At 52.0% G+C, this 15,032-nt stretch carries 6 protein-coding genes; all 6 read left to right on the top strand.

The features are described 5' to 3' along the window. On the top strand, positions 1-639 hold a 639-nt coding region (locus tag DW233_RS08075), incomplete at its 5' end, for a C39 family peptidase (protein ID WP_199574619.1). 30 nt (positions 640-669) lie between these two features. After that, positions 670-3,786 carry an NlpC/P60 family protein gene (locus DW233_RS08080; protein WP_118267685.1) on the top strand — a complete coding sequence of 1,039 codons (3,117 nt, stop codon included), beginning with the start codon at positions 670-672 and terminating at the stop codon, positions 3,784-3,786. A 148-nt stretch (positions 3,787-3,934) separates the two neighbouring features. After that, a complete protein-coding gene (locus DW233_RS08085) occupies positions 3,935-7,270 on the top strand; it encodes a GH25 family lysozyme (RefSeq protein WP_118267688.1) in 3,336 nt (1,111 codons plus the stop codon). A gap of 178 nt (positions 7,271-7,448) precedes the next feature. Beyond that, a complete protein-coding gene (locus DW233_RS08090) occupies positions 7,449-10,484 on the top strand; it encodes a L,D-transpeptidase family protein (protein ID WP_118267689.1) in 3,036 nt (1,011 codons plus the stop codon). A 185-nt stretch (positions 10,485-10,669) separates the two neighbouring features. Beyond that, complete coding sequence (locus tag DW233_RS08095; RefSeq protein WP_118267691.1) at positions 10,670-13,837, top strand: hypothetical protein; 3,168 nt, start codon at positions 10,670-10,672, stop codon at positions 13,835-13,837. Between the two features lie 216 nt (positions 13,838-14,053). Next, positions 14,054-15,031, top strand: coding sequence for a glycosyltransferase family 8 protein (locus DW233_RS08100; protein WP_233547971.1), 978 nt, complete (start codon positions 14,054-14,056; stop codon positions 15,029-15,031). The last annotated feature ends 1 nt before the right edge of the window (position 15,032 follow it).

Genomic DNA, 15,032 nt, shown 5'->3' on the forward strand with positions numbered 1-15,032 from the left:
GCGAAGGGCTCGGCGGCCCCGGGCCCGACGGACGGCGCGTACAGGGACCGCCCATTGCATCCGAATTCGGTTGTTCTCAACGTCCCTTGTACAATGCAGAACCCCGAGCTTCCGACTGGCTGCGAGTCCGTTGCATTGACCAATGCGCTTAACTATTACGGATTTGGTTTGGGTAAAACCGTCATTGCAGACGCGTATATGCCTAGGAGCAGTTGGGATTTTGTTACGGCGTTTTGGGGCAATCCTCATAGCGCTTCGAATGGAAACTGCATATCTGCTCCCGGACTGACCAACACCGCGAATTCTTTCTTGATTAGCAGTGGTAGTAGTTTGCGAGCCTACGATGTGACCGGTACTGGTTTCTATGACCTTTATTCGTACTTGGAAGCTGGACATCCCGTTATTATTTGGTCAACGATAGGTATGCAAAACCTGGGAAGTTGCTATGCGACTCAGGCTTACGGCGGAAGGGTTTATAGAACCTATACCAACTCTCACACCGTTGTCTTAAGAGGCTTTAATCGCTCCCTAGGTACCGTTTACATTGCTGATTCACTCGCTGGCTATGTCTCTAACTCAGCTCAGCGCATTGCTTCGCTATACTCGCAAAGAGGAGCTCAGGCGGTCGTCATTAAATAGGCGCCGTCGAAGTCGAAGGAAGGTGGAATCGTGAAGCGTCTCTTAGATGTGTCCGTTTCTATACTTGTGGTTATCGCGCTGTTCATGAGTCAATCATGGGCCGTGACTGCTGCATATGCCGATTATTCAATTGACGGATCTGATGATTCAAACAGCTTTCATCTTGAAGGCTCTACTTCCAATCAAGCTGAGCCTATCTCTGGGGGGCAAGAATCGGATGCTGGCTCCGTAGATAGCGAGCCTCAAGACGCGCAGCAGGTCTTATCGGGGGAGACTAACGAAGCCGCTGCCGCTGATTCTGCCTCCAACGATCAGCTCACCGTCAAAAACGTTAGTGTTTCTGCCCATGTGCAGAATATTGGCTGGATGGATCCGGTTAGTTCGGGTAAGGTTGCCGGAACCACGGGTAGGGGCTTGAATCTTGAGGCACTAAAAATCTCACTTGAAGTGGATGGAGCCACCTCTCAAGAACAGATTGCAAATGCCATATCCGTCGAGGCCCACGTCTCCAACGTCGGCTGGCAGGCCGCCGTCGGCAACGGCGGCACCGCCGGCACGACCGGCCAGTCCCGCGCCGTCGAGGCCCTGAGGGTCAGGCTGTCCGGGGAGCTGTCGGCCCGCTACACCGTCTGGTACCGCGTCCACTCCGCCGAGTTCGGCTGGCTGGGCTGGGCGTGCGACGGCGCCGACGCCGGCTCGGCGGGCTACGGCCGCGCCGTCCAGGCCGTCCAGGTCGCGGTCCTGCCCAAGGGCGACCCCGCCCCGGGCGACACCGCCTGTCCTTTTAAGAGCCGTAGCGATGAACCTGCCTCAATCACTGTTCGCTCACATACGTCGAATATTGGTTGGATGTCGCCCGTAGGCGGCGGATCTGTTGCCGGGACAACTGGTAGGGGCCTCCCCATGGAGGCGCTTGAGGCTCAGCTTGGCTGGTATGGTCACTCGGGCTCCATTGAGCTTCGTGGCCATGTTTCTAATGTCGGCTGGCAACAGTGGTCTGAGGGGCACTGTGGAACGACTGGTAAGTCTCAGCGTCTCGAAGCCGTTCAGATTCGTCTAACCGGTGAGGCAGCTGAAAAATATGACATTTGGTACTGTGCTCATGTCTCGGGTGTAGGCTGGCTCGATTGGGCTTGTAATGGAGCTGCCGCTGGTTCTGCCGGTAAAGGCAAGGCTATCGAAGCGGTAAAGGTAATCCTTGTGGAGAAAGGCGGAGCAGCGCCTGGCTCTTCGAGCAAGGTCTTTATCGGCGATCTAGATGCTGTTGCGGTTTCCGGATCCGCCGTTTCTGGGGAGAGTCTTGGCTTATCTTCTGGTCAAAAGGCTACGATTGGAGGCAAGGGCGCCAAACTGCTGAACTCCATTGCCTTAAGCGTTGCAGGCCAAACTGATGACGGGTCAATTTCCTATGCCGTTATGGATGCATATTCAGGCTGGGGTGCTTCCGAATCGGATGGCGGCGCCGCCAAGGCGGTATCCGGCGCACCCATTAAAGCGATAAAAATGTCGCTGAGCGGCCAGTTTGCTGCCAATTATGACATTTGGTATCGAGTATACGATTCCGGTAATGGCTGGACGGGCTGGACGTCAAATGGTCAGGCATGTGGCGTTTCTGGTGGTTCTTCCGGTTTGTGCGGCATAGATGTTGCACTTGTTCGTAAGGGTCAACCTGCCCCTGGTTCTACCGGTAATGCATTTACCGAAACGTCGGGAATCGGTCTTGTATCCCAGGCGCACGTTGCTTCTGCGGGCTGGTTGGCTCCCGTTGGCAATGGCGAAACTGCCGGCCAGACGGGCATGTCTCGTTCTCTGCAGGCGTTGTATATTTCGACGCAGGGCATCGATGCCTCCGTTGAAGTGTCAGCACACGTTGCGAATATCGGTTGGCAGCCATACGTTTCGGGTGCTTCCTATGCTGGCACTGTTGGCAAGGGCCTCGCAATTCAGGCGGTTAAATTAAGGCTCACTGGCAACGACTCGTCAAAATACAATATTTACTACCGTATTCATGCGGCGGATTATGGTTGGCTTGGTTGGGCTAAAAATGACGCCGCAGCTGGCACCGTTGGGCTGTCTAAGCAGGCCGAGGCAATTCAAATTAAGTTGGTTGCCAAGGGTTCGTCCGACGCTCCCGTTCAAGATCATGCTGCGTTGATCCAGCTTCCTGGGCTATCCGCTAAGGCAAATTGCTCCGGTCTTGGCTGGCAAGCGTCTGTTGGCAATGGCGGTGTTGCCGGAACGGTTGGGCAGAACCGTGCCATGGAAGCAATGCAACTGTCCCTTTCCGATAGTTCCATGAACGGTGGCATTTCGTATTCCGCCCACGTATCCAATATCGGCTGGCAATCTGCTGTCTCAGATGGAGCCACAGCGGGAACCATTGGACAGGGACAACAAATCCAAGCTGTGAAGATTAATTTGACTGGTGACGTTTCGAATTACTTTGATGTCTGGTATCGCGTCCACGTGTCAAATTACGGATGGCTTGGCTGGACCAAAAATGGATCACCGGCGGGCACCACGAAGCTTGGCATTCCTGTTCAGGCATTGCAGGTAAAGATTGTTCCCAAGGGCGCTTCCGCACCAGGCTCTACGTCTGATTCGTATTTTGAGACCTATCGTTATATGGGGTATCAGACCCCGGGATCTTATCCAAAGGTTAGTTGCAATAGCGTGCAGCTTCCTTCGTATTGCACCGGTTACTTTACGTATGTCACGCCTTCTCGAATTCCTTACAACGCTTCGCGACAGGATTGCATCAACGCATTCGTCCAGCGTGCTCGTGAATATATCGGGACGCGTTATATCGAGCCTTGGTCTTCTTGGCCGGGGGATGCGGTTGATTGTTCGGGCTTAGTGCTGCAATGTCTGTATGCGACTGGCATGGATATGGGTTGGTATAACCCGTATAACCATCGTTGGTTGCCCGAGCAAACCTACAACTCCATGAATTGGTATCGCAACAACACGTTTATGCCGGTTAGCACTTCTGCTATGCAGAGGGGAGATGTGGTCTACTACCAGGGCCATATTGGAATCTATATCGGAAACGGTCGAATCATTGATTCGTGGCCTGGGATCGGTGTGACCGAGCGCTCGGTCAATGCTCCAGGTCGTGTAATCGGTGCCGCTAGGCCTTTCGCATAGAGTCTGTTGAGGCGCTCCGTTGCAGGAGCGCCTCTTTTTGACTGTGTGCTAACTGGTGCTTTCCTAAGCTTTAAATGCCTGTATGGAAGTGCGGTAATATAGCTAGTATTCGTTTCTTTATCTGTGGTTACTGTCTCGGGGGATATGCATGAAACGTCTTAAAGCGTCTGCTGCTTTGGTTTGTACGCTATTGATGGGCTGGTCGCAAATCATTCAGCCTTACAGCGCGTATGCGCTGTCGGTCCAGGCCGCCGCTGCTTCGCAGTCGGTCTCGCAAACATCGAACGAGTACGAATCTCAAGGTGCAAGCTCTCAGGGAGCGCAGGACGATGCCTCGGGTTCTCAGGGTGTAACCGAATGGTATGGTGACGATGCAAATGCTGCTCGTCCTGATGGGGGTGTAGACTCTGATTCAGGCGAACAGCCTGGAATTGGCATCGAAGAGTCTCGTGTTGACGAGTCAAACGGTGAAGCCCCAACCGATGATTCCACTGAAATGAATTCCTGCGAAGCCGACTCTTTGGAACCGAACTCTTGGCGTTTCGAAAACGGCGTGCTTATCGATTCTGACAATGGCGACATCGATGCGCAGTCTTTAACTGACGATCCTTTGCCCAATGGCGCTGTTGCGCGCGGCATCGATGTCAGCAATCATCAAGGAACTGTTGATTGGAATAAGGTTAAGGCCGCGGGGATTGATTTTGCCATTCTCAAGGTCGGTCCGGTTTACGGAAAACCTGACGATTCTTTTGAAAGGAACGCTGCTGAATGTGAACGCCTCGGCATTCCTTATGGCGTGTATTACTACTCCTATGCCCGTTCTGTAGAGGATGCCAATAAAGAGGCCGACAGGACACTTGCTTGGCTCGGCGGCCATCATCCGTCGCTTCCCGTTTATTATGATCTTGAGGATAGCTATATCTTGCAAGATCCGGATTTCAGCAAGGATAAGCTTACCCAGATTGCGCAGGCTTTTTGCAACCGTATGGAGGCCGTTGGCTTTAAGTCGGGTATCTATGCGAACCTTAACTGGCTTAACAACTACCTGAATTCTCCGTCGTTGAGCGGTTATGACCATTGGGTCGCTCAATATAATTGGCGTTGCGATTATGCTGGCAGCTACAGTTTCTGGCAGTATTCAAGCAGTGGCAATGTCCCGGGCGTCAACGGACGCTGTGACATGAACTACTGCTTCAACGGTTCTCTTCTCAACGTAGATGACAGCAAGATGCATATTCAGTATGAGGCGCATGTCTCGAATATTGGCTGGATGAGCAGCAAGCGCGACGGATCTACGGCTGGCACAACGGGGCAGTCTAAATCAGTGGAGGATCTTAAGGTCAGCATCTTGAATCCCGTTGAAGATGGCTCTGTGCAAATTAACGCCAATGTAAGTGGCGTCGGCTGGCAGGGCTGGGACACCCCCTCGGCCTCCGAGGGCGGCACCACCGGCCAGGGCCGCGCCGTCGAGGCCGTGCGCCTGAGGCTCACGGGCTCCCTCGCCAAGGACTACGACGTCTACTACCGCGTGCACGCCTCCAACATCGGCTGGATGGCCTGGGCCAAGGACGGCGAGGAGGCCGGCACCACGGGCTTCGGCAGGAGCGTCGAGGCCGTCCAGATCAGGCTCGTCAAGAAGGGCGACGCCGCCCCCTCGTCCGACGGGGCCAACGTCGACTACGCCTTCAAGAAGAAGCCCATGTCCCTGACCTACCGCGCCCACGTCTCCAACGTTGGCTGGCAGGGCGCCGTGTCCGACGGGGCGACCGCCGGCACCACAGGCCGCGGCCTCGCCCTCGAGGACCTCAAGCTCTCGCTCGACAGTTCCGACTACTCAGACGGCTCGTGCGTCCAGATCGACGCCCACGTCTCGGGCGTCGGCTGGCAGGGCTGGGACACCCCCTCGGCCTCCGAGGGCGGCACCACCGGCCAGGGCCGCGCCGTCGAGGCCGTGCGCCTGAGGCTCACGGGCTCCCTCGCCAAGGACTACGACGTCTACTACCGCGTGCACGCCTCCAACATCGGCTGGATGGCCTGGGCCAAGGACGGCGAGGAGGCCGGCACCACGGGCTTCGGCAGGAGCGTCGAGGCCGTCCAGATCAGGCTCGTCAAGAAGGGCGACGCCGCCCCCTCGTCCGACGGGGCCAACGTCGACTACGCCTTCAAGAAGAAGCCCATGTCCCTGACCTACCGCGCCCACGTCTCCAACGTTGGCTGGCAGGGCGCCGTGTCCGACGGGGCGACCGCCGGCACCACAGGCCGCGGCCTCGCCCTCGAGGACCTCAAGCTCTCGCTCGACAGTTCCGACTACTCAGACGGCTCGTGCGTCCAGATCGACGCCCACGTCTCGGGCGTCGGCTGGCAGGGCTGGGACACCCCCTCGGCCTCCGAGGGCGGCACCACCGGCCAGGGCCGCGCCGTCGAGGCCGTGCGCCTGAGGCTCACGGGCTCCCTCGCCAAGGACTACGACGTCTACTACCGCGTGCACGCCTCCAACATCGGCTGGATGGCCTGGGCCAAGGACGGCGAGGAGGCCGGCACCACCGGTATGTCATGCTCTCTCGAGGCTGTTCAGATTAAGCTCATTAAGAAGGGTACCTCCCATCCTGATACATCGGGCTATCCCCATCTTGAAATACCTACGGTGACGTATTCCGCTCAGGTGAAAGGTGCTTGGCAGAATTATGTCCCTGCCGGAGAGGTGTCCGGTACGACCGGTCAGGGAATTCCCATCACCGGGTTTTCGGCTAAAACTACTTCATCTGTTGCCGGCGGGATTGCTTATCAACTGCATCTTTCGAATGTAGGCTGGACTTCTGGCAAGACAAACGGGGAGCAGCTTTCGTCTACCGCTGAATCTAATTCGGTTGAGGCTATTAAAATTTCTCTTTCTGGTGACTTAGCAACCTATTTTGATGTTTGGTATAGGGTCCATGTCGATAATGTCGGCTGGCTTGGTTGGACTAAAAATGGTGCCGTTGCCGGTAGCACTGGCTATGGGACGCATGTCCAAGCTGTTCAAGTTCGACTTACAAGGAAGGGCGCCAATGCCCCCGGGAGCACCGTTTCGCCATGTTTGCTTGGGCAGCCTTCTGCGTTTGCAAATCCTATGCAGAAGAAGATTGTTGATCTTGCCCGACAGGTACCGTCTCCTGGCCCGGGATTGTGCTCCGAGTGGATTGCAGATATCTACGAGCGTGCCGGATTTAGGAACGTCCATACAGATGCCTGCGATTACTACTGGGATTATTGTAAATTCACCGATTATTCTCAGCTGAAAGTTGGAATGGTCATTGCCGTTCCTTCGCATACGCATACCCGCATGGGCAGCATTTACGGTCACGTTTGTCTCTATATTGGCAATAACCAGGTTATGGATAATGTCGGTCAGATCAGGACGCTCGATATGGCGTACTGGTTGGATTATTATTCCACCTCATATAAGCCAAAGTGGGGTTGGTATGACAACGTGCCGCTTGCATAGCTGATCGAAAGTCATGCCTTCGCACAGGTTCTAGCAGTTACTCTGGTTAAAAACGAACGGGTCGTTTTGCAACGGTCCGTTCGTTTCTATTTAAGTGCCATTCACGTTTTCGGTATTTAAGCAATTGCCGAAACGATAAATACTGATGCTAAAGATGGTCGATTGATGGGGAAGTCGAATGAAAAAGACGCAACGACTGCTAGCAACGGCAATGACGCCATTACTGATTCTTCATTGTCTTCTGACGCCCCTTTCTGTCTGGGCTGATTCTTTACCGGTGCAGCCGGAGTCTACTGATTATTCCAATAGCGCCGCCAGCAGCTCGGAAGACGAGAGTTTCGTCCTAAATGATGAACAGCAGGGGGTTGAAGTCGAGCAGCCGACTGTGTCAGACAATGATTCTCCCTCATCCGTTTCTAGCGAGTCTGCTTCCAATGCGACTGATTCGCCGAAACCCGAAAATGATGTATCCGCTGTCTTTGGTTCTGTTTCATACCAGACTCATGTACAGGATATTGGCTGGCAGGCTCCCGTTTCAAATGGAATGACGGCTGGCACAACAGGTCGTGCTAAGCGCGTTGAAGCCCTCAAGATCAATCTGCTTTCACAAGATGGCACCCCTTTGGGGAATGACAGCATTTCGGTCCAATCACACATTTCCGGGATCGGCTGGGAGCCTCAGCCGGTGGGTAACGGGCAGACATCTGGAACAGTTGGACAGTCGCGAGCCATCGAAGCGATCAAGCTGTCTTTGTCGGGCGGTCTTTCTGACTCGTATGACATTTGGTATCGCGTTCATTCTGCAAATGTTGGTTGGCTTGGCTGGGCCTCAAATGGTGAGCCTGCTGGAACACAGGGCTATGCTTATCAGATCGAAGCTATTCAGATAGAGGTGCTTCCAAAAAATGCTCAAGATGCGCCAGCGCGAGGCGATGCCTTTAGGGACCATTCCCAGGAACCGCCTACTGTTTCCTATCGATCTCATATCTCCAATGTTGGATGGATGGGTGTTGTCGCGGACGGAAAGACATCGGGGGTCATTGACTCAAGAAATGCAATCGAGGCACTGTCGCTTAGTGTTAATTGGTATGGCCACGGAGGCTCTATTTCCTCTCGCGCGCACGTCTCTGGCATTGGTTGGCAAAGCTGGTCTTCAGGTACTGTTGGCACGACCGGGCAGTCTCGGTCAGTTGAGTCCGTTCAGTTTAAGCTCAATGACGAGATATCTGCAACTTACGACATTTGGTACCGTGTGTATGCTTCCAAATTGGGCGGATGGTTGGGCTGGACGTCCAACGGGTCTCCTGCGGGCTCGGTGGGGAAGGGTGCCGCCATTCAGGGTATTCAGGTTATGTTGGTCGAAAAGGGCTGCTCTGCTCCTGGAGATACAGCGAATCATTTTATTGGAGCTACGGATGTTCTGAGTGGCAGTTCGTATGGCCTTAATGGCAATAGCTTGGGCACTGTGCAGGGTAAAACGATTTTAATGGGTTCCGAGAGCGGCTCTGAGCCTTTAACATCGCTTTCTATTTCGTTTGATAATCAAGAGACTTCAGGTTCAATCGGTTATTCAGGCTGCTATGAATTTAGTGGATGGAGCGGAGTTGTTTCTGACGGTGCCGCGCTCAATTCTAAAAATGATGGCCGTACTTTGAAGGCCGTGAGATTGACTCTTACTGGTGATTTGTCTAATGCCTATGACGTTTGGTACCGGTGTTTTGACTCCAAAAAAGGATGGCTTGGCTGGGCGTGTAATGGCGCGGATGCGGGGGCAACGATACCGGGTTCATTCCTTAAGGCTGTCGAAGTAAGGATTATCAGTAAAGGCAGTGGCGCTCCCGGAGTAACGGACGGAGCATTTGTTTCCGATACTTCCGCCGATTGCGCTCATGTTGTTTATCAGGCCCATTCCGCTAGCCGTGGGTGGTTTCCATCTGTTTTAGATGGGCAGGATGCCGGCACAACGGGAAAATCGCTTTCGCTTCAAGCTCTGAATGTGGTGCTGGCCGGTGTGGATGATGATTCTCTGGTTGAGGCACGAGCTCATGTTGCCAATATTGGTTGGCAGGAATGGCGGTCTGCCGGTTATGTTGGGACCGTTGGACAAGGATTGGCCATTCAGGCTCTTGAGCTGCGCATTAATGGTCCCCTCGCGAATCAGTATGACATCTACTATCGAGTTCATTCGGCTGGTTATGGTTGGTTGGGTTGGGCCAAAAACGGCGATTCCGCTGGAACTACCGGGTTAAATATCCAGATAGAAGCTGTCCAAATTAAGCTTGTCGCGAAGGGCGGGAATCCTGGCTCATCGTCTGCGCCCGCATTTATCTCTGCTCCAGCTCTAACGCTCCAGGCGCATGTCGCCACGCTTGGTTGGATGAATCCCGTTGGCAACGGTGGTGTTGCGGGCACAACCGGCAGATCGCTTGCTATTGAGGCGCTGAAGTTGAATGTCTCCAGTAGCGTATCAGGCGGTATTGAGTACTCCGCCCATGTACAGGATGTGGGCTGGCAAGGTTGGACTTCCAATGGGAATGTCGCTGGCACAGTAGGCTGCGCAAAGCGTATCAAGGCTCTTAAGATTAAGTTGACCGGTGATTTATCGAACTACTTTGATGTTTGGTATCGAGCATATTGCCAAGACTTTGGGTGGCTCGACTGGACCTCAAATGGGCAGCCTGCGGGTACGTCTAGGATAGGCTGCAGAGTCGAGTCTGTTCAAGTGAAGATTGTTCCCAAGGGCGCTGGTGCTCCCGGTTCTACTGCGCGTCCGTTTACTGACCAGCCCTTGTTGCCGGCAGATATGATGACTATGCTTAATCGAGCTAATAGATATTCGAGCAGCACAAGCTGGCTCATTATGGTTGACAGGCAAGCATGCCGCCTTGGAGTTTTTCGTGGACAGCGCGGGTCGTGGAGTTACGCTCAATACTGGACTTGCTCTACCGGCGCCCCTAGTACTCCAACGCCTACGGGTGAGTATACCGTCACCGGCAAGGGCTACTCGTTTGGACATGGGTATACCTGCTACTACTACACGCAGTTTTACGGTGACTATCTGTTCCATTCAATACCGTACTACCAGGGAACTTTTAATCCCATGGACAGCCGAATGGGAATGCATGTTTCACAAGGCTGCGTGCGTTTGCCCATTGATCGCGCTAAATGGATTTGGGATAACGTGCCCCTTGCTACCAAGGTGGTAATCTACTAACTATTCCCGTAAGCGGTGAGAGCTTGTTAGAGGGCCCTTTCCTGTTGCCGTAGTCTTGGCAACAGGAAAGGGCCCTTGCCGTTGGATTAGGCTCCTTTTTCTTCGTTCACCTAATTGGTGACATTAATGAAGCTAACTCCCGATAGTATGGTTATTGACGACCGTCTATCTAGGAGGCGATTCTTTTGAAAAGGCAATTTAGAGCATTTATTGTTCTGATTTCCTGCTTCATGACGATGCTGCTTTTGAGCCCTTTGGCTTGTTGGGCAGATCAAAATGTTGGTTCCAACGAATATGAATCCGTTCCAGAGACCCAATCCGACCCCTCGGATCAAACTGCTGCTGTAGCCGATGAAACGGCGCCTTCGATTGATGCTACCGTGGAGCCCAAAGAGGCGGCCCCGGACGTCAGCTATAAATCTCACATTTCAGGCATTGGTTGGGAGCCGACGTTTACATCGAATGGCTCGACCTCTGGCACAACAGGCCAGTCCCGTAGGCTTGAAGCACTCAGGGTTTCCCTCCCTAATTCAGAAGACCTTGGTATCGAATACCGCTCTCATGTTCAAAATGAAGGCTGGCAGGATTGGGTTTCTAATGGAGCCGTCTCCGGCACAACGGGAAAGGGCCTTCAGATTGAAGCCGTCGAGCTCAAGCTGACGGGCAACAGGGCGGCTTCTTATGACCTGTATTATCGCGTTCATGCTTCTAATTTCGGCTGGCTTGGATGGACTTCAAATGGGTCGACTGCGGGAACCACCGGTTGGTCTTATGCCGTTGAAGCAATACAGATCGTCATTGTAAAAAAGGGTGACGCGGCGCCCGGCGATACTGCTGGTGCCTATGTCCCATATGTCTTTAATTGCTCTCTTTCTCAGGTTGGGGAGACGACTAAAGTAACCCTGAATATTCCGCAGATCGAGGATATAAAACGACTCGGGATCGCTGATTCGATAAAGGTGGCAGGCTCCATGTCGTATGGAGGGAGGGTCACCCGTTCCGTCTCAAGCACGATTGCACTCGGAGATCTGGGCTCTAGCTCCAGTGAAATTGAATTTAGCGATTATGGTCCGTTTGACGTTACGTTGCAGTATTTGAAGAACGGAAACATCGTTCAAGAGGACCATCAGTCAATTGGCATTTCTGCGAGTGAGTACAACCTTGCCCCTTTGAGTGCTTCTTTCCCCGTTGTTCTCTATTCGCTATCTTTCTGGGATATCAGTACCTCTTCTGCTGGAACGACCGTTCCGTCAATTGTAATGCTCGATCGTCCAAGTGCCTATAACTGGAACTCGCTTCCATCCGGGATGTACGGTCTTCCGTATCTGACTCATGAGGAGAATGCTTCTAGTTCGAGCTATCAGGCGTTCGCGGATTATGTCGCTGCTCTCTACAAGATCAATCCCAAGGCAAAGTTCAATCTGTATATCAATGACATCACCTGTTCGTTGATCCATAGGATGATTTACGCCAACAAGATTCCCGCAGGCCAATACTCCATTCGGCTGTTGTCCGATGGATCCGCCACGTATGTCTTTACCAACGAAGCCTTTGACGTTAAGGATCCAGATTCTAAGCAAGCGGAGCTGATTACTTTATGGAACGCCGCCAAGAATAAGGAATACGAAACCGGTGAGGTCTCAAAGTCGTATAGCGATTATCACGATCACTGGGATTCTATGTATGCCGTGCTGAGTATTGAGCCTGGCACTCAGTGGTGGATGACTCGAACGAATCTGTTTACGAGTGGTGACGATAATGCCTTTGCGAATAAGATCGCGTCCGATCCCGGCGTTAAGAAGGTGAATGTTTCGGGCATGCTTACGAGCCTGCAGAATAGGGGAGAGGATACAGTCCAAGCGTTTAAGGCGCTGTACAACTTTAACGATGGCTATTTTGATGCGGCGACTCAGCAGGGCAAAAAGGTAATGATGCTGCTTGGAACGTACGTTTCTTACGAGCAGAATTTTGACGACTATGCCAACTTGACCGAAGTTATCTATGGCGATGACTATTTGTATTATTACAAGGGGCATCCAAACACACCGACGGGTATGTATCCCCAAAAGCAGGAACAGCTTGACCGTCTTGGCATTACCGATGTCGATTCTTCCGTCGCTGCAGAGCTGATCCTCTTCTTTAATCCGGAGATCGGTCTGTCTGGTTATGGGTCTAGTACGTATAACTCGGCCAGTGCCGATGCTGCTGGTGGACTTTGGAATTCCACAAAGGCCGAGGCCTTGAAGCCGGGTGCCGTCATCGATTATTCCATTATGGATTGGTTTGCTTCTCCGATTACCGAAGACACGGATGCTGCTATCAGATCCCTTTGCAAACAGGGAGACTCTTGCTATCTCGTAGAGTTTTCGGATTCCATACTTGCTTCGGTAAATTACGACTTTGCTATCTATTCGCACAATAGCGGTGCTCTGACTTATTTCAAGAAGGGCGAGTCGGGCTATGATGTTGTTAAGGTGTCACGAGGCCCTCTTGACGTCTTGGCAACTTCGCATGTTTCAAATGACGGCTGGCAATCGGCCTCTAAGGGTGGAAATGCTTCCGGTACCGTTGGGCAGTCAAAAGCCGTCGAGGCTATTACTCTCAATCTGCAGAATGCTCCCTATGATGGTGCATTGGAGTACAGGACACATGTTTCCGATTATGGCTGGCAGGGCTATGTGAAGGAGGGGAAAGTTTCTGGTACTACGGGCCAGAGCAAGTCTGTCCAGGCTATTCAGATTCGCCTGACTGGTGAGATGGCCAATCACTATGACGTTTATTATCGAGCTCACGTTCAGGATAAGGGATGGCTCGGTTGGGCCTGCAATGATCAAGTTGCCGGAACGACCGGTTTCGTTTTGAGGCTAGAGGCATTTCAGGTCGTTTTGGTCGAAAAGGGTTCGCCCGCTCCTGGGGATACGAGTCAGCCCTCTATTCAGAGAGCGTTTTCAATCAAGGCACATGTTTCAAACCTTGGTTGGCAGTCGCCTGTTTACGAAGGCATGACCGTTGGCACAACTGGCCGAAATCTTGCTGTTGAGGCGTTGACGATTAGCAAGCCTGACCTAGGGTATTCCGGCGGCATCGAGTATCGAGCTCACGTTCAAAATATCGGCTGGCAAAAGTGGGTCAAAAATGGAAAGGTTGCCGGTACTACGGGGAAGTCTCTTGCTGTTGAGGCTGTTGAAATAAAACTGACGGGAGATCTTGCCAAGCATTATGACGTTGTCTATAGGGCACACGTTCAAAGCAAAGGTTGGCTAGACTGGGTTAAATCGGGCGAGTGTGCCGGTACAACTGGTGAGGCTCTGCATCTAGAAGCGCTTGAGGTTAGGCTGGTTGAGAAAAGCTAAATATAGATCCAATTTGCCTATATACCAACGCTAATGAAGTGGGGGTGAATTGATGGGGTTGTAGTCCCCTCAATTCACCCTCCTTAGTTGCAAGTTATTTGAAAGAGACAAACCGTGCTAGACTTTATCCTTTGTGTAAGGATTTCGTTTCGGCCTCTTTCATTAAGTCGTCATCATTAATTTCTATTGGGTGAATTAAGGTGAAGTTTGGTAATCATGAATTTGCTTTATACGGTTGATAACAATTTTGTCCCACAGTTGGCCGCCAATATTTGCTCGGTTGTTTCAAATCATTCCGGTATTCAAGACATTACTTTTCATGTCTTCTCTAATGGCATTACAGAGGATAACCAGCGTTTGCTCCAGGAGATGGTGACCGAATACAACCAAAACCTTGAATTTTATGATATTTCGAACTTCAAAGATGCTCTCGGGTTTGATTTTGATACATCGGGATGGAATGAAATAGTTCTTGCTAGGCTTTTGATGGCACATTTTCTACCTAATGAGATCGAAAGAGTTATTTACCTCGATGGCGATACGATTGTTCTTGGGGATATTGCTCTTCTTTGGAATCAAGATCTTAAGGGTTGCGTGGTTGGAATGGTTCCCGAGCCAACGGTCGGCCCATCTCGACTTAATGATTTAGACTTAAATGGCTGTCTGTACCACAATGCTGGCGTGTTGCTCGTTGATTTAAAGCAATGGAGATCAACTTGTTGCGAAGATCAATTATTGGATTATTGCGAGCGCCGCTCAGGACGCTTGTTTGCGAATGATCAAGATGCTCTAAATGCAGTACTTAAAGATAAGATTTGCAGTTTATCCCCTGCGTTCAATTATTCCAATATCTTTGATTACTATCCGTTTATATTCTTAAACTCGTTAATGCCGGGCTTTTCGGATGAAAACAGTTTTAATACCGCAAGATCGAAGCCCATCGTTGTCCATTATCTCGGCGAAGAGAGGCCATGGCGGCGGGGGAATACTCATCGCTTCAATAATGAGTATCACTTTTATTTATCAGAAACGTTCTGGAAGGACGCGAAAGATGAAGATGGTTGGGGCGCTTATTTTCTTGCTTGGCGGACTTTTAATTTCCTAACCAGGCCTTTTCCTCAGCTTCGTTATAAAGTGATCAGCGGGTTGATTCCCGCATTTCTTAAATATCGTGCCTCGCAAAGAAATAAATAGG

Origin of the sequence: Collinsella sp. AM20-15AC (assembly GCF_003471405.1) — a bacterium.
In the GTDB taxonomy this organism is placed as follows: domain Bacteria; phylum Actinomycetota; class Coriobacteriia; order Coriobacteriales; family Coriobacteriaceae; genus Collinsella.